The sequence below is a fragment of the Sphingobium sp. FG125 genome, from assembly GCF_057809795.1.
Genome location: NZ_JBMDKQ010000002.1, coordinates 114,357 through 132,792 on the forward strand (window position 1 = coordinate 114,357; position 18,436 = coordinate 132,792).

Sequence of the window (18,436 nt, forward strand, 5' to 3'; positions counted from 1 at the left end):
ACACAGGGCATGAGCCGCCAATTCATCGACCTGTCGATCACGCTCGACAATGATGTGGTGTCCGACCCGCCTTTCATGCGGCCCAGCATCACCTATCAAACCCATGGCGATACGGTGCAGGAATTGCAGCATTTCTTCCCCGGCGTGACGGCGGAGCAGACGCCCGATGGCGCGGGTTTTGCGGCGGCCGAGTGGGTGACGCTGACCACGCATAATGGCACGCATCTCGACGCGCCCTATCATTATCATCCCACCATGGATGGCGGTCAGCGCGCGATCACGATCGACGAGGTGCCACTCGACTGGTGTTTCCGGCCGGGCGTGAAGTTGGACTTCCGCCATTTTGCCGATGGCTATGTCGTGAGTGCCGCCGATGTCGAGGCGGAACTGGCGCGGATCGGCCATGATCTCAAGCCGCTCGACATCGTGCTGGTCAACACTGCGGCGGGCCAGGCGCTGGGGCGGCCCGACTTCGTCAATGTCGGCTGCGGCATGGGCTATGAAGCGACCATGTATCTGACCACCCGCGGCGTGCGCGTGACCGGCACCGACGCATGGAGCTGGGATGCGCCCTTTGCCCATACCGCGCAAAAGGTGCAGGAGACCGGCGACACGTCGCTGATCTGGGAAGGGCATAAGGCGGGCCGCGACATCGGTTATTGCCATCTGGAAAAGCTGCACAATCTCGAAGTGCTGCCCCCTTACGGCTTCACCGTCAGCTGCTTTCCCCACAAGATCAAGGGTGCATCAGCAGGCTGGACCCGCGCCGTCGCCATTATCGAGCGATAAGCACTGTCGCTTAGCGGAAGCCGATGGCCCAGATGCAGGCGGCGGCGATGAGCAGGCCGATCACCGCTTTCCAGGGTGAGCCGGCAGGCAGGGCATTTGCGTCCTCGACCGGCATGGTGCCACGGCCATGGATCATCGGGCCGATCAGATTATGGCGCAGGCGCAGCAGATAATAGAGGATCGCGACGATGTGGAGCGCGACAAGCGTGAGCAGCAGGTTGAACAACAGGCCGTGCAGATCAGCGGCCATCCGCCCCTGATCGAAGCTGACATAATCGGCGAGGGGACCAGATTCCAGACCATCCACGTCCACCGCGAACAGCCCTGCCGTCACCATCGCGATCAGGCTGACGAGCATCAGCAATACGCTCCAGCCGCCAACCGGATTATGACCGGCCGGGGCGCGATAGGGGCGCGTCCTGAGGGTGCGGAGATAGGCGAAGGCCGTGCGCGGGCTGCGCACGAAATGGGCGAAGCGGGCCGTCCCGCTACCCACAAAGCCCCAATAGAGGCGGAAGATCAGCAGGAAGAGGATGGCGTAGCCCGACAGGCGGTGCCATTCCATCTCATGCCGTTCGCCGCTCCACCAGGAAAAGCCCAGCAGGCCGACCAGCAGCCAGTGGAACAGGCGGATATAGATATCCCAGACAAGCTGGCGTCGGGATGGGGCGTCGGTCGGCATGGCAGGATCGCTCAGCTGTCGGCGCGGAACTGGCGATGGCAGGCGGCGCAGGTGCCGCCGGTCGCCTTGGCCTGGGCGCGGATGGCGTCGGCATTGCCGCCATTGACGATGCCGACCAACTTGCCGGATTCGGCGACCAGCTTCGCCATCTGGCCGTCAAAGGTCGCGCGATCGGTCCAGATATTGGGTAGCGCGTCGGTGGGGACGCCCGCCGTTGGGCCGCTGCCCGCCGGGAACAGCCGGGACTGATCGCGCGCGGTGGCGGCGATCGTCTGGGCCGCAGCGAGCATCGCGGCTTTCGCCGGGGCCTCGCTCTTGAGCTGGTCGTTCAGCGCCTTCATCGCTGCGCCCATTTTCTTGTAGCCCGCCTGACGCGCGGCAATTGCCGCCTTGGGCGCGGGCGCTGCGGCTGGGGCGGCTGTCAGTGGTCCCGCCAGCATGGGCAGGCCGATCAGGCAAAGCCCCACCAATGCGAGCATCGGGCGGCGGAAAAACGGCAATATGGTCATGCTATATTCTACCCTGCTTTTGGCTGGTCAATGGTCTGGAACGGTCTGCGGCGCGGCACCCGCCATCTTCACCGACGCCTTGTCGGGAAAGACGGTGCGAAAAATCTGCTTCACTTGCGTGAGGCCGCCATCGGCCATCTGGGCAGCCGTCGCGCCGAACTTGTTGGGGATGTCGGTGCGCGCGCCATGGGCCGCGAGGATGCGCAGCATCGCTTCAAGCTCCGGCTGCACGCCACCGGCGAGCACCAGGTGGAGCGCGGTCATGCCGTTAGCCCCCGCAACATCGACGGCGGGGGACAGGGATAAGGCATAGTCGAGCGTCGCTGCGCTGCCCCCGCGCGCTGCTGCCAACACCACATTGGTGCCGTCAGCTGCGACGAAGCGGGGGTCGGCCCCTGCGGCCAGCAGCAGCGCCATCGCATCCTTGCGGCCATTGGCGGCGGCGATCAGCAGCGGCGGCGTGGGTGGCACTGGCGGCGGGGGAACGCCGAAATTGGCCTCAGTTACCCAGGTGACGCGCGACGGGCCGGTCAGGCCATTGGGATCAGCCCCCTTGGCCAGCAACAGGCGGACGAGTTCCGTGTCTCCGCCCGCCGCCGCGCCGTGGAGCAATTGTTCGCCGATCCGGTCCCGCTCCGTCACGTCAACGCCATGCGGCACCAGCAGGGCGGCTGCACCGTAATTTTTCTGATAAAGCGCAAGCTGGACCGCACTTGTGTTTTCCGGGCCGCGATAGGCGCTGTCCGCACCCGCAGTGAGCAGCGCTTGTGTAGCCGCAACCACGCCGCTCTTGATCGCGAAGAATAGGGGCGTGAAGCCGCCCTTCGACACGCGGTTGGGGTTGGCTCCAGCCTTCAGCAACAGGGCGATGGCTTCGGTCCGTCCGGCGGCGGCGGCCCACATCAAAGGCGTCTGGCCGCGACTGTCGATATGGTCCGGGGCCGCGCCCATGGCGAGCATCCGCGCGACGGCGTCGGCAGGGCCATAGCGGGCGCAGATGGCAAGCGGGGTCGTGCCGTCCGTCCGCGCCACGCGCACATCGGCGCGGGCGTCGAGCAGTTGCGCGACGATTGTCGGCTCGCCCAGTTCGCAGGCAAGCGCCAATGGCGTCACACCGTCCTGATCGGCGCTGTTGACGCCAGCGCCACCGGCCAGCAGCGCATCAACGATGGCGGGATTCTGGACGTTGACCGCCCAGCTGAGCGGCGTCGCGCCGAAGGCCAGTATCTGGTTCGGGTTTGCCCGATCCGCCAATGCGGCCTGCACGGCCACGACGTCATTGGCCACGATCGCCTGCGTCAGCCCATCATCCTCTTGCGGCGCGCGCGCCTGCGCCATGCCGCAACCGGCGAGCAGCGCCAGCAAGGCGAGGAGAGCGCGCAGGCGATCAGCCACTGGTCAGCGCCTTGAACGGGCCATCGCTGTCGCCGAAGCGGGTCGCGGGGACATCCAGCACATGCAGCGCGCTCAGCAGCAGGTTGGACATGGTCGTCCCCTTTTGCGCGACGATATGCCGGTCGCCCGGCACCAGCCCGCCCGCGACGATGACGGGCAGGTCCATATGGTCATGCTCATTGGGATCGCCAAAGGCCGATCCGCGCAACACCAGTGTCCGGTCCAGCAGCGATCCTTCGCCGTCTTTCACCGCCTTCATCCGGTCCAGATAATAAGCGAAATATTCCATATGGTGCCGGTTGATCCGGGCCAGCTTTGTCATTTTTTCCGGGTTATTGCCATGATGGCTGAGCATATGGTGCGAATCCGGCACGCCGATTTCGGGATAGGTGCGGTTGCTGAGTTCGCGGCCGATCATGAAACTGCCGATGCGGGTGATGTCGGCCTGCATCGCCAGCACCTGAAGGTCGATCATCAGCCGCACATGCGCGTCGAAACTGTCGGGGATGCCCGCAGGCCGTTCCAGATCGGCGCTCTGCGCGCCGCCGCCCGATGCGATGGCGCGCTGGATGCGCCGTTCGATGTCGCGGGTCGCCTCCAGATATTCGTCGAGCTTGTGGCGATCCTCCATCCCCAGCACGCCGGTCAGCCGGGCGCTGTCGTCCATCACGAAGTCGAGGATGCTCGATTGGCGACGCAATTGGGCCAGGCGGCTTTTGGCGTCCAGCGCGTCGCCATCGCCAAACAAACGCTCGAACACATCGCGCGGATTGGCGGTGACGGGTAACGGCACGGTGGGATTCCGCCAGCTGATGCCGTTGGTATAGGCGCAGCTATAGCCGATGTCGCAGCTGCCGAGCAGGCTGGCCTGATCGATCCCCAGTTCCAGCGAGCTGAGCTGGGTCGCGTCGCCCAGATGATCGGCATAGGCCTGATCGACCGAAATGCCGCAACGTATGTCGGTGCCCTCGGTCTGCCTGACATGGACGCCGGTTATGAAGGCGGGACAGGAGCGGCCATGCCCGGCGGGACGATCCCCCATCGCCGCCGCGCTGGGGTGGCCAAGGCCGGTGATGACGCTGATCTGCGCGCGGTGCGGCGCCAGCGGCTCCAGTGTTGGCGGCAGTGCGAAACCCGGTCCCTGCGTTGTCGGCAGAAACTGGTTCATCATCATGCCGTTGGGGGAATAGAAAATCTGGAGCCGCATGGGCCGGGCCGCGACATCGGCGGCTTTGGCCGATGGCATCATCGCTTCGAGGAACGGCAGTGCCATCGTCGTCCCCGCGCCGCGCAACAGGGTGCGGCGGCTGAGCGGTTTGCGCAGGATGATCATCGCTTTGCCCTCATTGGCCGGTTGTCCTTCGCAGGGTGAAGGGCGTGCTGTGCACGATCCCCTTGATAACGGTCTGGATGCGATAGCCATCGGCGGCGGCGCTGCGGCCGATAGTGCGGATGGCGGGCATGTCGCGCGCATCCACCCCGCGGGCCAGCGCATAGGTCAGCAGCCGCTCGGTAAAGGCGCTGGCGAACTCGTCCTTCTGCGTCAGCAAAATCCGTTTCAGCCCGGACAGCCCGGCAAATTGGGTGCCGTCGGGCATCCGCGCCGACACGTCGATGGGCTGGCCCGCATCCTTCTGGCGGAAGGCGCCGATCGCGTCGAAATTTTCAAGGCTAAAGCCCAGCGGGTCCATCTTCACATGGCAGGCGGCGCAGGCCGGGCTTTTGCGATGCAGTTCCAGCTGTTCACGCGCGGTCAGCAGACGGCCGTCATGCTTGTCCTGAAGGGCTGGCACGTCGGGCGGTGGCGGGGGTGGCGACGCGGCGAGCAGATTGTCGAGGATCCACTTGCCCCGTTTCACGACGGACGTGTGATTGCCATAGGAGGTGACGGTCAGGATGCTCGCCTGCCCCAGCAAGCCGCCGCGATTGGACGCCGGGTCCAGGCTGACGCGGCGCATGGCGGTGCCGGTGACGCCGCTTATGCCATAATGGTCGGCCAGCCGCTGGTTGAGGAAGGTATAATCCGCCGCGATGAAATCGAGCAGGCTGCGGTTGGTGCGCAGCACATAGCTGAAGAACATTTCCGTCTCCCGCGCCATGGCGCTGCGCAGGCGGGTGTCGAATGTGGGGAAAACGGTGATGTCGGGGCGCTGTTGGTCCAGGTTGCGCAGATAGAGCCATTGCCCTGCGAAATTGGTGGTCAGCGCCTGCGCACGCGGATCGGCCAGCATCCGTGTAACCTGCGCGTCTATGACGCCCGGTTTCTGCAACTGGCCGGTTTCAGCCAAGCGCAGCAGGGTTTCGTCGGGGATGCTGCTCCACAGGAAGAAGGACAGGCGGGATGCGAGTTCAAGATCGGTCAGCCGCCGGACGCCGCCCGGCTTGCTGCCCGCCGGGTCCTGTTCGACCAGGAACAGGAAGTGGGGCGACACCAGGATCGCCTCTACCGCCGCCTCGACCCCATGTTCGAAATCGGACTGGGCGCGTTCCGTAGCATAAACGCGCATCAGCGGGGTCAGGTCGCTGTCGGTCACCGGACGGCGATAGGCGCGACGGGCAAGCGATGCCACGATCTGCCGGGCACAGGCTGTTTCGGCGGCGGCGCGAGTAGGCTTGCACAGGAAGATGCGGTCGCGGCTGGGGGTTCTGCCGATACCCTTGGGCGAAAATGGTCCGGCCACGTCGATCTGGAGGACATCGCGCGGGAAATTCTGCTGCGAATAGCGCGGCGACATGCGGTAGGACGGCACATCGACCGTTTTGACGCGCACGCCGTCGACCGAAACGTCCATCGGCAGCATCACCGGCGCGGCGGTCGGCACCGGCACCTTGTCGAGATCATTGCGCAGCGTCTGGACGCTTTCGTCGGGCGCGATCTGGCGGCGGAACGAAAGCCCGATGACATGCGCCCCGGCTTTCAGCGGCACACGGACGCTGACCCTGTCCTCTTTCTGCCGGTCGGTTTCATTGTTGGTGTTGGCGTTCAGCCAGCCGCTAATCTCGTAAGTCGCGTCGTAGCGGGCAAAATAGCTGAACGCGCCGCCGCCCCGCGAACCCAGCGGCAGGTCGTCGCTGGCGCGTTCATTATAGGCAGGGCGACCGGCGTTCATGACCGATCCGTCCTTTGGCACTTCATAGGAGGTGACGAATTCACGCCGGGACGTCAGGCCGGTCGCCATGCGCCCGACCTTGCCCGCCACCGCGATATAGCGATCCATCAAAGTCGGCGATACGCTCAGCACATCGGCGATATTGTCAAAGCCATAGCCCGAATTATCCTGCGGCAATTCGCGGCTGACATCGACCTTGAGCGCCAGCAGGTCACGCACGGCGTTGGCATATTCGACCCGGTTCAACCGGCGGATGGTGGCGCGGCCGGGATCGGGATGTTGGGCGGCATAGCTGTCCAGCCCGTTTTCCAGCCAATGAACGAAGGCGGCTCTGGCGGCGGGGGTTGGCTGCGGCTTGTTGAGCGGTGGCATTTCGCCCTGCCGGGTGCGGCGCAGCACCTTTTCCCAAATCTCCATATTCTTGCCGTGAAACAGGTCACCATTGCGCACGTCGTCGAGCGACAGGTTGGCGATCTTGTCGCTGTCATTATGGCAGCGCGAACAATAGTCGCCCAGTATCGCCGGAGCCGCGTCCGGCGCAGGCACCGTAGCAACGGCGGGTTGTTGCGGCACATCGTCAGGCTGCGCCAGAACCGATGCCGTGGCGACCAGCGCGCTGAACGCTAATATGCAACTGGGCAAAGTCGGATGCATCTAATATGATTCCATGTCCCGCAGACGGTCGCGCGCCGCCCCCTTCAATCTAGCAGAACGCTTGGCGGCGCATCGTCCGCCGTCGGTCCATGCAAATTGGGTATGAGCGCGGCCCTATTGGGCTTTGCGCGTTGCGTCCATTGCCGTTAACGGGACGGAGGAATCGCAAAATTAGGCCGCCCCGGCGCGATGCCCGTGCGCCAAAGCGCTCTGATTTTCGCAACGGGACGTCCACAATATCGCCATTGAACATCGCTGGAGTCGCCGCCAGAAGGGCCGCGAAACGGGGGATATTTATGACGCGGGTGGCTGCATTGTTGGTGGCGTTGATGGCAAGTACCGGGCCGGTCATGGCACGGACCCCCGCTGCCCCCCTATCCAATGAAGCGCGCACGGCGGCCTATCTGAACCGGATCGCGGGCAGCAGTCCGCGGCTGCGTATTTTCCTGCAAGCCATGCCCAAGGGTGGCGACCTGCATAATCATGCGGGCGGCGCCAATTTCGCCGAAGATTATCTGCGCTGGGCGGCGGCGGATGGCCTGTGCATTGCGACCGACAATCATCATATCGTCGAACCGCCCTGTGCAGCGCCGGGACGCATAGCAGCGGCGGGGCTGGAGAAGGCCTATCCCCATTATTCGCGCGCGATCGACGCCTTTTCCACGCGCGGGTTCGAAGCAGGCGTAGGTGACCCGGACGTGTCGGGCTATGACCGTTTCTTCGCGACCTTCGACGCATTCGGCCCGGCCTATAGCCGCCATGTCGGCGAAGCGATGGCGCTGACCCGGCAGCAGGCGGCGGCTGACCATGTGTCCTATGTCGAACTGGGCAGCGGTGCGCGGGCGGGCTGGATGCTGGGCATGAAGATGGCCGATGCCGACGCCAGCGACCTTGGCGTGCTATACGCGAAGATCGCGCCTTTGCTGCCGGATGCCATCGCCAGCGCGAAGGCCGATTATGACGGCTATGATGCGCAGGGTGCGGCGATCGACGGGTGCGGCACGGCGAGTGCCAGGCCAGCCTGTGGCGTCGAAATGCGCTATCTCTACACCGCGATCCGCACCAGCCCACCTGCGCAGGTGTTCGCGCAACTGGCCTTCGGCTTTGCCTTGGTCGAGGCCGATCCGCGCTTTGTCGGCGTCAACATCGCCGCGCCGGAGCATGATCCCGTCGCGGTGCGCGACTATGCGCTGCACATGCAGATGTTCGCTTTCCTAAAAGCGCGGCATCCCACGGTCCAACTGTCGCTCCATGCGGGCGAATTGACGCTGGGGCTGGTGCCATCGCGCGACCTGACCTTTCACATTCGTAGCGCCGTGCAGGTCGCAGGGGCCAAGCGGATCGGCCATGGTATCGACATCGCCTATGAAAATGACGCGCCCGCGCTGCTGGCGCAGATGGCGCGCGATCAGGTGGCGGTGGAGATCAACCTGACCAGCAATGCGGTCATCTTGGGCGTGAAGGGCAGCGATCATCCACTGTCCCTCTATCGTGAGGCGGGTGTGCCGGTGGTGCTGTCCACCGACGATGAAGGCGTGTCGCGCAGTGACATGACCAACGAATATCTGCGCGCGGTTACCGAACAGGGGCTGCGCTATGCGGACTTGAAGCAGATTGTGCGCAACGGGCTGCATTACAGCTTTCTGCCGGGCAACAGCCTGTGGCAGGACAAGCCCGGCGGCGCGCGGGTCACGGCGTGCATGGTGATGGATGCGTCGGCGTGCAGTGCCTGGCTGGCGAAAAATGTGAAAGCTGCGGCGCAGGCGCGGCTGGAGCGCGATCTTACGGCGTTTGAAGCGATCCAGCGCTGAACCGGTCGGGGACGACAAGGTTCAGGATCACCGCGACCAGCGCGGCGGGCAGGACGCCCGACGTCAGGATGATGCGCAGCGTTTGCGGCAGGTGCGATACGGCATCCGGCTCCAGTTCCAGCCCGATGCCGATCGACAGCGCGACGCCAAAGATCAGCATGTTGCGCTGGGTCCAGTCGACGCCCGACAGGATCGAGAGCGCCGCCGAGGCGACCATGCCGAACATCACAATCACGCCGCCGCCCAAAATCTCGATCGGGATGGTGGTGATGAGCGCGCCGATCTTGGGCGCAAAGCCGCACAGGATCAGGAACAGCGCGCCGATCGTCACGATATGACGGCTCATGATGCCGGTGATCGCGATCAGGCCGACATTCTGGCTGAAGGAGGTGTTCGGCATAGCCCCGAACATGCCCGCCAGCGCAGTGCCAAGACCGTCCGCGCTGGTCGCGCCGATCAGTTCGCGGTCAGTGGCCGGGCGTCCGGCACTGCCTTCGCAGATGGCGGAAACGGCCCCAATGGATTCGATCGCGGAGATGAAGCCCATAAGGCAGAAACCCAGGATCGCCGGGAAGGACAGGGCAAAACCGAAGTGGAAGGGTTGCGGGACCATCACCCAGCCCGCCATCGCAACCGGGGTGAGCGACACCCGCCCCATCGCTGCGGCAACCGCATAGCCAGCCAGCAGGCCCAGCAGGACCGAGGCGGTCGACCACAGACCGCGCCCGTAGAAGCTGAGGCCCAAAGTCACGACCACGACGATGCCCGCCAGCATCCAGCTGCTCCCAGCGCCATAAGCGGGCGTCCCCTGCGCCGCGACGCCACCGGCGGCATATTGCACCCCGACGCGCATCAGCGACAGGCCGATCATCAGCACGACCAGCCCCGTGACCATCGGCGGCAGGGCGAAGCGGATACGGCCGATGCAGCTGCTGACACAGGCGTGGAACAGGCCGCCGATAATGGCGGCGGTCGTGAGCTGCGCCATCGCCGCCACCCCCTGCCCCGCGACGATCGGGATCATCACCGGCAGGAAGGCGAAGCTGGTCCCCTGCACGATCGGCAGGCGAGCGCCGATCGGGCCGATACCGATCGTCTGCATCAGCGTGGCGATGCCCGCGAACAGCATGGCCATCTGGATCATGTAGATCATCGGCGTGGGATCAGCCGATCCGAAACCGAAGCCAGCCGCGCCCGCGACGATGATCGCCGGGGTCAGATTGCTGACGAACATCGCCAGCACATGCTGGACCCCCAGGGGAATCGCGACGGCGAGGCCGGGGAAATGATCGGGGTCGCGGGCTTGCTGCGCCGTCATGGGTGCCATCAGGCGAGACTCATCAGGCGGGTGAGCGAACGGTCGGCGGCGTGGAGGATGATCATGCGATCGGCCTGGACCAGTTGGCCGTCGCGCACCACCGCGCGGCCTTCGACGAACATATCGCGCGCGCCCGTGGGCGGGCTGAGGATCAGGCCTGCAACCTTGTCCCACGCGCCCATCGAGGCGACGTTCACAACGTCCCACAGGACGATGTCGGCGCGCTTGCCCGGTGCGATCTGACCGCAATCGTGGCGGCCCAGCATGTCCGCCCCGCCACGGGTGGCGATGTAGAGCGCATCGCGCGGATCGAAGGCGGCGGGACCACCGATCGCGCGCTGGAGCAGCATTGCCTGGCGCGCTTCCAGCAGCAAATTGCCGCTGTCGCTGGAGGCGGAGCCGTCGACGCCAAGGCCGAGCGGCACACCCTGTTCATGCATCGCCTTGAGCGGGGCGATGCCGGAGCCAAGGCGGCAGTTGGAACAGGGGCAATGGGCGATGCCGGTGCCGGTGCGCGCGAATAGGGCGATTTCGCGGGCATCGAGCTGGACACAATGGGCGTGCCAGACGTCCGGGCCGACCCAGCCCAGACTTTCAGCATAGTCGCCGGGTCGACAGCCGAAGCGTTCGAGCGAGAAGGCGACGTCGTCCGCATCCTCGGCCAGATGGGTGTGGAGCATCACCCCCTTGTCGCGGGCGAGCAGCGCCGCGTCGCGCATCAGCCCCTGACTGACCGAAAAAGGCGAACAGGGGGCGACGCCGATACGGACCATGGCCCCCTCCCCCGCGTCATGGAAACGGTCGATCACGCGGATCGTGTCATTCAGGATCGCACGCTCATCCTCGACCAGACTGTCGGGCGGCAGGCCACCGTCGCTTTCCCCCACGCTCATCGCGCCGCGCGTGGGGTGGAAGCGGATGCCGATGCCCTGCGCGGCGGCGATCGTGTCATCGAGCGTCACGCCATTGGGGAAGAGGTAGAGATGGTCGGAGGTGAGCGTGCAGCCCGACAGCGCCAGTTCGGCGAGGCCCAGTTGGGTCGCGGCGAATACGTCCTCCGGGCGATACTGCGCCCAGATGGGGTAAAGCCGCTTGAGCCAGTCGAACAGCGAGGCGTTGATTGCGCCCGGCAATGCGCGGGTCAGCGACTGGTAGAGATGATGGTGGGTGTTGACGAGGCCGGGGGTGACAACACAGCCGGTCGCGTCCACCACCTCATCGGCTTTCGCCAGCCACGAGGTCAGTTCCGCCGTCGTCCCTACCGCGACTATGACGCCATACTGAAAAGCCACGGCCCCGTCGGCAATCTCCCGCCGGGAATCGTCCATGCAAACCAGAACGTCGGCGTTGCGGATGACGGTCAGCGCCATGCTATTGCGGAACGGTCTTTTCGTAGCGGTCCCAATGGCCGGTCAATTCGTCCACAACCTTCGATCCGACCAGATAGAGGCTTTCGAGCGCAGCGTTCATGCCGGCATAGCCTTCATTTTCGGTCAGCAGATAATGGGCCGCTGTGTCGCCGGGTGGCGGCATGGTGAAATTGCTGCCCGCGCGCAGCACCATGAAGCGCTGCTTGTCCACCTTGCCGATCCTGTCGAGATAGGTGATCGATTGATAGATGCCGGTCTCCTCCATGGCGGAGGTGACGAATTCGCCCTTCCCTTGTGTCCAGTATTGCACCCAGTCATTGGCCCAGTCCGTCATCCGCGCGCCATGCCAGAAGGTCATCGCCGCCAGTTGATCACCCTTCAGGACGAAGGGGGGACGCTGCGCCATCGGATGGTTGGTGAAACGCGCCCTTTCCTTCTGGATCGAAGGATCGTCGGGCAGGACCATGTCCTTGGTCAGGTTGAAGGCCCAGTCGCGCAGGGCGGGGTTGATTTCATATATCTCGCCCTGCCCGACCGGCGGGCTGGGATCATTGGGGCCTTTGCTGTGGAGCGCAAAATAGCCGCTTTTCCAGTCAGCGGGGATTTCCCGCGCGTCGATTTCATGGGCCAGGTCGCCATCGACCAGATAGCGCGCCCAGGCGGCTGAGCCGATCGAGGCATCCTGCGGGTCGATGCCCGCAATGCCCGCGACCAGCCAATAGGCGTGGGACAGGTCGAACCGCGGGTCGAGACCCAGCGCCATGGTCGCGGTCGCCGATTTGATATTACCCATGCCGGTGACGATGCCCAAAATCTGGCTGTCGGGATTATAATAGAGGTCGTGATGGGATTGGGGGAAAGGGATGCGGGTATCAAGATGCCGCCGCGCCTTCCACAACTGGAATTCGCCTGGCTTGTCACCGCTATCCTCGCCGATCTCGAACAGCGACACGATGACGACACGGACCGGCAGCGGATGGGCGCAGGCTTTGCCGGGCAAGCAGTCCTCGACGCCGGATTTGGTCGCGGCGGTGGCCATCGCTGGTAGAGCAAGAATCAGGGTCGCACTCGCCAGTGTCGCGACATAAGACAGAAGGCGCATGGAACGTCCCTTATAACCAATCAGGAAAAGAAGGCGCCGGTTGCCCGACGCCTTCTGCAACAACATTAAAATTTATACGATACCGTCGCCTGGAAACTGCGCGGCCGTTCGGGCAGCACGATGGTGCTGCCGAACAATTCGGTGAAGTTGGCGCGGAAATATTTTTCGTTGGTCGCATTTTTGACGACGAGGCGGAACAGCCAATTATCCAGCTGATAGGACGCGCCCAGATCGACCAGCGCATAGCCCGGCAGCTTGACGGCCTGCGACTGGCCGGAGAATACCGAGTCTACCTTCACGACGCTGGCGCTGAGCGCCAGGCCGCTGTCGAAGGAATAGGTGCCGGTCAGCGAGTAAAGATTTTCCGGGATACCGGCACGACGCGCATCATTCTTGCTGCCAATCGGCAGCAATGCGCCCGGCTGGCCACCAAAGATCAGCGACGGGTCGGTCAGGCTGCCTTTCAGATCCTCATAGCCCAGGAAGCTGAACGCCGTACCACTGTCGAGGAAGGTCAGGTTGACGACCTTCGTCTTGGTATAGGCGCCGGTGATCAGGAAATGCCGGTCGACCGACCAGCGGAATTCCGCCTCCAGCCCCTTGGTCTGCACAGACTGGTTGACCGTGGAGGACTGGATATTGTGATCGGTGCGCTCCTGCTTGTACACCGACAGGGCGGCATAGAGCTGGCCGCCAAGCCAGCTGCCCTTGACGCCACCTTCGACCATTTTGGAGGCGGTGATGAAGCCGTTGGCGGCCACCGTGCCAGCATCGATTTCCGAACCCTGGCCCGCAATCACCGTCGATTGGCGTGAAGCGGTGGCATAGGGGATCAGGCCAAAGGGCATTTTGTAGGAGGCACTCGCCGTCCAGGACCAGCCGCCCTTGCTGCCCTTGGCAGAGGTGACGGCGGGCAAATTGTTCATCTTGGTCGGGATGAAGCTGGAATCGACGGTGATGTCGTCATAGCGCGCACCCAATATGATGCCGAGGCCGAAGTTGAAGTCGAGGTCGGCCAGGCCCGCAAAGCCATAATCGGTATAATGGCCCTTGAGGTAGTTGGAATAATCGCAATCGCATTCGGTCGACAGCAGACGATCCGACAGCGCGTCATAACCCTTGGTCAGATCGACGCGGTGGAAATATTCGAAGTTGAAATCATCGCCGTGCAGGAACTTGGTGTAGCGAACCGACGGCGAAACCTGGAACGAGAATTTTCCGGCGCTGCTGTCAAAGCTTTTCGAGATGACGATCTTGTCCTCGATCACCCAGCTTTTGTGGAACTGGGAGAAGCCGTAACTATTTTCGTTATCATTATCGATGCCGTCATAGAAAAACTGGTTCTTGATCTCAAACCCGTTGTCGGCATTGAAGATCATGTCGAAATAGGCGGTCTTTGCCTTGTTCACCAGCAGGTCGTTCTTGCCGGTCAGCACCTTCTTGCGGCTGAGCTTTGTCGTGCCAACCCCCGTCAGGCCCAGCCAGGGATAGTTGGTCGCATAGCAGGCGTCATTGTTGGACGCGTTGGCGAAGATGCTGCCGCCGCCGCAGCCGAAAGAACCGAACGGGTTGAAATCGCCGATTGCGGTGAATTCCTGCTGCGACAGCTGGCCGTCGCCATTGGCATCGACCGGCTGGGCCGATCCGGTGATGTAGGTGCCACTATCGACCAGCGCCTGGGTCAGACGGTTCCAGCCGCCATTTTGCTGGCCGGAATATTTCTGATACATGCCACCAAATTCGATGCGGAAATTGTCGGTGATCTGGCTGTCGAAAGCGGCTTGCAGGATCGTCTGGTTGGTCGACATATTGTCGTAATAGCTACCGCTATCCTCGACCTCGGCATAGAGGCTGTAGCCGAATTCGGCGGTGCCGATCTTCGCCGGGCCGCGCAGTTCGGCTTTCAGCACATTGCGGTTCCAGCTGCCGATCGTGTAGCTCAGCTCACCTTCCGGCCCGGTCAGCAGCGAACCGTCCTTCACCCGCGCCGATTTGGGTACGAAGTTCATATAGCCGCCGGTCTTGGACGGGCCATAGATGGGTGAGGCCGGGCCGCGCACGATGTCGATCCGATCCGATGCGCCAATGGGCGTGGGATAGTTGCCGGGATTGTCGAGGCGGCGGACACCGCGGAAATAGACTTCGCCGGGCGTGCCGCGAATATCGAGCGCGCCGCCGACGCCAAAGAAGCTGTTGGTGAAGGTGCCGGGTGCCTGGGCGACCAGATCATAAATGTCGGTGATGCCGAAGCGCTCAATCTGTTCGCTGCTGACGGTGGAGGCCGAACGGGGCGTTTCCACCAGCGTCTTGGCGAAACCGAAGATCGACCCGACATCCTTGTCCGGCAGTGCATTGAGCGCGCCGGTCACGATGATTTCATCCCCCGGTGCAGGTGCATCGACAGGGGCGCCATCCTGCGCCCACACGGGGGTCGTCAGCGCGGTGCAGGCCAGCAAGCCAGCGGCCACCATGCCGAAAGGCCGACCGCGACGGTCCTGGCGCGGCGCGATGTCGTGCAATCGATGAATGTTTGCCATGAATAAGATACCCCCCATTTGAAACAGGGCGGCACATATTGATCGCCCTGCTGTTAAAGCTCCCTGTTCCTCTCCCTTTTTGGTCTGCGGCTGGATTTCATTGAGAAATTCCAGCCATATATGTCGTCACGACAGGCTTTTGCCGCAGTCGGACGGGACCTGAGGCGTCGCCCTTTTGCAACTGTGCTTTGCAGCGCGCACAGCCATGATTCCCGCCAATCGTCGGCGGACGATGTGGTGTGCATTGCAACTAGGGGCTTGACGTGGTGCGATCAAATGCAATGAATTCGACGCAGTGTTGCAAAAAATAGGGTGGGTATGCCGGCGCTTTCACGTTTCTTGCGCTATTTCATAGCGGTAGGCCGATTGGGGTCGATCCGGCGGGCAGCCGATGAGCTGAACGTGTCAGCCTCCGCGATCGATCGACAGATTTTGAACGTAGAGGCCAATCTGGGGATGCCGTTGTTCGAGCGGCTACCGACTGGGCTGCGGCTGACGGCGGCGGGCGAAATCATGATGGCCGCTGGCAGCAAATGGCAAAAGAATATGGCCGATGTCCGCGCACAGATAGAGGATCTGCGGGGCTTAAAACGCGGGCATGTCGATATTGCCGTCATTGATGCTTTGGCCAAGGGCTATGTCCCCGCCGCGATCCAGGCACTCCAAAGCAAATATCCCGGCATCACCATCGGCGTGAGGGTCCTGGAAAATGATGCCGCGCGACTGGCGACGGTGCGCGGCGAGGTGGATTTCGGCATCTTCTTCGAACCGCAGACCGTGCGCGACCTGGCGGTGCGGTCCTTCGTAGAGGTCGTGCTGGGCTTCGTCACACCCACCGGCCATCCGCTGGGCAGCAAAAGGGAGGCGCGCTTTTCCAGTTGCGTGGGGTCCAGGCTGATCGTGCCGGCCGAACCGCTGGCGGTTTATGAACAGATTTCAGTGCTGGAGGGGACGACCGGGGTGGTAATCGATCGAGCGGTAGCATCGGACAATATCCAGATGATCACGTCGCTCGTCATGCAAGGCGTGGGCATTGGCGTGCTGACTTCGCTCGACGTCATTACCGAAGTGCGGCGCGGCCTTCTGTCCTTCACCAAGATTTCCGACCCGATCTTGCGGCCGATGACGCTGGCGCTTTGTACGGCATCGGCGCGCACGCCATCCTATGCGGCGGGCATCGCCTTGCAGGAGATCGAAAATGGCTTCCCGCAATTGAGCTATCCGATATCGATCGATGGTCCCGCCGTCGCATGAGCGCCTTTCAGCCAATTGCCCAATGCGTGCAGACCCGATAACGGACAGTCTTTCCTGACCGTCAACGGACCCCTGCCATGAGCCACAATGCCGAGCCTCAGCTCCATTACATCTCCAACGACGCCTTTGTCGCCGACGTGCAAATGCTGGCGCGGCAGATTGAACAGGGCGACTGGACGCCCGATTTCATCATCGGCATCGGGCGCGGCGGGCTGGTGCCGGCGGTCTATATTTCGCATCAGACCGAGTTGCCGATGCTCTCGATCGACCATAGTTCCAAGGTTCCCGGCTTTGCCGACGAACTGCTGGCCAAAGTTGCGGCCAAGAGTGTAGCGGGCCAACGGCTGCTGTTCGTGGACGATATCAACGATAGTGGCGGCACGATCGACTATGTACGGCGCTTGCTGGCGGACAATGGATGCAATGGCGACAATCTGCGCTTTGCCGTCATCATCACCAACAGCCGGTCGCGGGTGACAGTGGATTATTGGGCGGAGATGATCGACCGGGACGAGGACAAGCGCTGGTTCGTTTTTCCCTGGGAAGCGGTCGGCGCGAAGAACACAATCGTCGAAGAGGCGCTGTCCGTGCCGGAGCGGCTCGCCTGATGCGGATCTGCGTTTATCTGGGTTCCTCGCCCGGCAACTCGCCCGTCTATCGCGAAGCCGCCGAGCGGGTCGGCACTTTGCTGGCGGAACGGGGCATTGGCCTGGTTTATGGCGGCGGCACGGTCGGGCTGATGGGCGTGATTGCCGATACGGTCTGCGCAGCAGGCGGCGAGGTGATCGGCGTCATCCCCGAAGCGCTGCGCGCGCGCGAACATGACCATCCGGGCATCACGCAACTGCATGTCGTCAAGACGATGCATGAGCGCAAGGCGATGATGGCCAAGTTCGCCGATGGTTTCCTGTGCCTGCCCGGCGGCATCGGGACACTGGAGGAGATATTCGAGGCCTGGTGCTGGTCGCAGCTGGGCTATCATGAAAAGCCGTGCGGGCTGCTCAACGTCAATGGCTTCTATACGCCGATGTCGACCTTCATCGATTCGGTGGTGGCGGAGGGCTTCCTCCAGCCCCGGCACCGGGCGATGCTGCTGATCGACGATGACCCGGACATATTGCTGGACCGCATGGCACAATATCTGCCGCCGCAAACGGAGCATTGGCTGGGCGACGGGGATGTCTAACCGATCGTGTCGATAAGGTCCGGCAGTTCCGCGAGACGATCGATCTGGCGGAAGCGGACATGGTCCGACGGGGTGTCCGCGATTTCATGGACCCAGGCGCCTTCCTGCGGGATATAGGCGGCCCAAGCACCCGCCTCCAGCGCGGGGCGGATGTCGGATCGCATCGAATCGCCCGCCATGATCGCTTCGTGCGGCGCGACGCCATATTGGCTGAACACGCGGCGGAAGGTGTTTTCGGTCTTGTCGCTGACGATTTCGATGCCGCTGAACAGGTCACCCAGACCGGAGGCTGCGAGTTTCGATTCCTGGTGCAGCAGGTCGCCCTTGGTCACCAGTACCAGCCGCCCCCGGTGGGCCAGCGCGTCAAGAGTCTCCGCGACATCGTCGAACAGATCGACCGGATGCGCCAATAGCGCACGCCCGGCGGCCAATATCTCCTCGATCATCGTTTTGGAGATTTGATCCCCAGCCAGTTCCGCTGCCGTTTCGATCATCGAGAGGGTAAAGCCCTTGGCCCCATAGCCATAGAGTTTGAGATTGCGTCCTTCGCAGGCATTGAGCGTGTCGCGGGCGATATGGGCGTCGGCAAAGGGCTGGAGCATGGCCACCAGCGCTTCTTCGGTCGCATTGAAATGCCGCATATTGTGCCAGAGCGTGTCGTCGGCATCGAGACAGATGAGCTTGATCGTCATGCGCTTATCCTAGCGTTTGGCGGTCGG

General features: G+C 63.2%; 15 protein-coding genes. 5 read left to right on the forward strand and 10 right to left on the reverse strand.

The window, feature by feature from the left end:
* Positions 1 to 9 precede the first annotated feature (9 nt).
* Entirely contained in the window at positions 10 to 789 is a 780-nt protein-coding gene (locus ACODSR_RS02305) for a cyclase family protein (protein WP_489073356.1), read from the forward strand.
* A 10-nt stretch (positions 790 to 799) separates the two neighbouring features.
* Here ACODSR_RS02305 and ACODSR_RS02310 read toward each other — a convergent pair whose 3' ends face one another.
* Genes ACODSR_RS02310 through ACODSR_RS02330 form a run of 5 tightly spaced genes read right to left on the reverse strand, consistent with a single transcriptional unit; the run spans position 800 to position 7,139 of the window.
* A complete protein-coding gene (locus ACODSR_RS02310) occupies positions 800 to 1,471 on the reverse strand; it encodes a cytochrome b/b6 domain-containing protein (protein WP_489073358.1) in 672 nt (223 codons plus the stop codon).
* Positions 1,472 to 1,482: 11 nt separating this feature from the next.
* Positions 1,483 to 1,980 carry a c-type cytochrome gene (locus ACODSR_RS02315; RefSeq protein ID WP_489073360.1) on the reverse strand — a complete coding sequence of 166 codons (498 nt, stop codon included), beginning with the start codon at positions 1,978 to 1,980 and terminating at the stop codon, positions 1,483 to 1,485.
* Between the two features lie 27 nt (positions 1,981 to 2,007).
* Positions 2,008 to 3,375: an ankyrin repeat domain-containing protein gene (locus ACODSR_RS02320; protein ID WP_489073362.1), complete on the reverse strand. Its 1,368-nt coding sequence runs from the start codon at positions 3,373 to 3,375 to the stop codon at positions 2,008 to 2,010.
* A complete protein-coding gene (locus ACODSR_RS02325) occupies positions 3,368 to 4,708 on the reverse strand; it encodes a DUF1552 domain-containing protein (protein ID WP_489073364.1) in 1,341 nt (446 codons plus the stop codon). Before ACODSR_RS02325 ends, ACODSR_RS02320 begins: the two co-directional genes overlap by 8 nt.
* A 10-nt stretch (positions 4,709 to 4,718) precedes the next feature.
* Positions 4,719 to 7,139: a DUF1592 domain-containing protein gene (locus ACODSR_RS02330; protein WP_489073366.1), complete on the reverse strand. Its 2,421-nt coding sequence runs from the start codon at positions 7,137 to 7,139 to the stop codon at positions 4,719 to 4,721.
* Between the two features lie 296 nt (positions 7,140 to 7,435).
* Here ACODSR_RS02330 and ACODSR_RS02335 point away from each other — a divergent pair, with 296 nt between their 5' ends.
* Positions 7,436 to 8,950 (forward strand): adenosine deaminase family protein, encoded by a 1,515-nt coding sequence (locus tag ACODSR_RS02335; RefSeq protein WP_489073368.1) that lies wholly within the window; start codon positions 7,436 to 7,438, stop codon positions 8,948 to 8,950.
* Here ACODSR_RS02335 and ACODSR_RS02340 read toward each other — a convergent pair.
* The 4 genes from ACODSR_RS02340 to ACODSR_RS02355 form a co-directional block, all read right to left on the reverse strand.
* Positions 8,922 to 10,277, reverse strand: a complete 1,356-nt coding sequence (locus ACODSR_RS02340) for a uracil-xanthine permease family protein (protein ID WP_489073370.1) — start codon at positions 10,275 to 10,277, stop codon at positions 8,922 to 8,924. The two genes, ACODSR_RS02335 and ACODSR_RS02340, sit on opposite strands and share 29 nt — an antisense overlap.
* Positions 10,277 to 11,638, reverse strand: a complete 1,362-nt coding sequence (locus ACODSR_RS02345) for an 8-oxoguanine deaminase (RefSeq protein WP_489073372.1) — start codon at positions 11,636 to 11,638, stop codon at positions 10,277 to 10,279. Before ACODSR_RS02345 ends, ACODSR_RS02340 begins: the two co-directional genes overlap by 1 nt.
* Before the next feature lies 1 nt (position 11,639).
* A complete protein-coding gene (locus ACODSR_RS02350) occupies positions 11,640 to 12,740 on the reverse strand; it encodes a purine nucleoside permease (RefSeq protein ID WP_489073374.1) in 1,101 nt (366 codons plus the stop codon).
* A 65-nt stretch (positions 12,741 to 12,805) separates the two neighbouring features.
* A complete protein-coding gene (locus ACODSR_RS02355) occupies positions 12,806 to 15,277 on the reverse strand; it encodes a TonB-dependent siderophore receptor (protein ID WP_489073376.1) in 2,472 nt (823 codons plus the stop codon).
* 318 nt (positions 15,278 to 15,595) lie between these two features.
* Between ACODSR_RS02355 and ACODSR_RS02360 the strand changes: the two genes are divergently transcribed.
* The 3 genes from ACODSR_RS02360 (at position 15,596) to ACODSR_RS02370 (ending at position 17,717) form a co-directional block, all read left to right on the forward strand.
* Complete coding sequence (locus ACODSR_RS02360) at positions 15,596 to 16,531, forward strand: LysR family transcriptional regulator (protein ID WP_489073378.1); 936 nt, start codon at positions 15,596 to 15,598, stop codon at positions 16,529 to 16,531.
* A 77-nt stretch (positions 16,532 to 16,608) separates the two neighbouring features.
* Positions 16,609 to 17,139, forward strand: a complete 531-nt coding sequence (locus tag ACODSR_RS02365; RefSeq protein WP_489073380.1) for a phosphoribosyltransferase — start codon at positions 16,609 to 16,611, stop codon at positions 17,137 to 17,139.
* A complete protein-coding gene (locus tag ACODSR_RS02370; RefSeq protein WP_489006525.1) occupies positions 17,139 to 17,717 on the forward strand; it encodes an LOG family protein in 579 nt (192 codons plus the stop codon). Before ACODSR_RS02365 ends, ACODSR_RS02370 begins: the two co-directional genes overlap by 1 nt.
* Here the strand turns inward: ACODSR_RS02370 and ACODSR_RS02375 are convergent.
* Positions 17,714 to 18,409, reverse strand: a complete 696-nt coding sequence (locus ACODSR_RS02375) for an HAD family hydrolase (RefSeq protein WP_489073382.1) — start codon at positions 18,407 to 18,409, stop codon at positions 17,714 to 17,716. The two genes, ACODSR_RS02370 and ACODSR_RS02375, sit on opposite strands and share 4 nt — an antisense overlap.
* Positions 18,410 to 18,436: the final 27 nt, after the last annotated feature.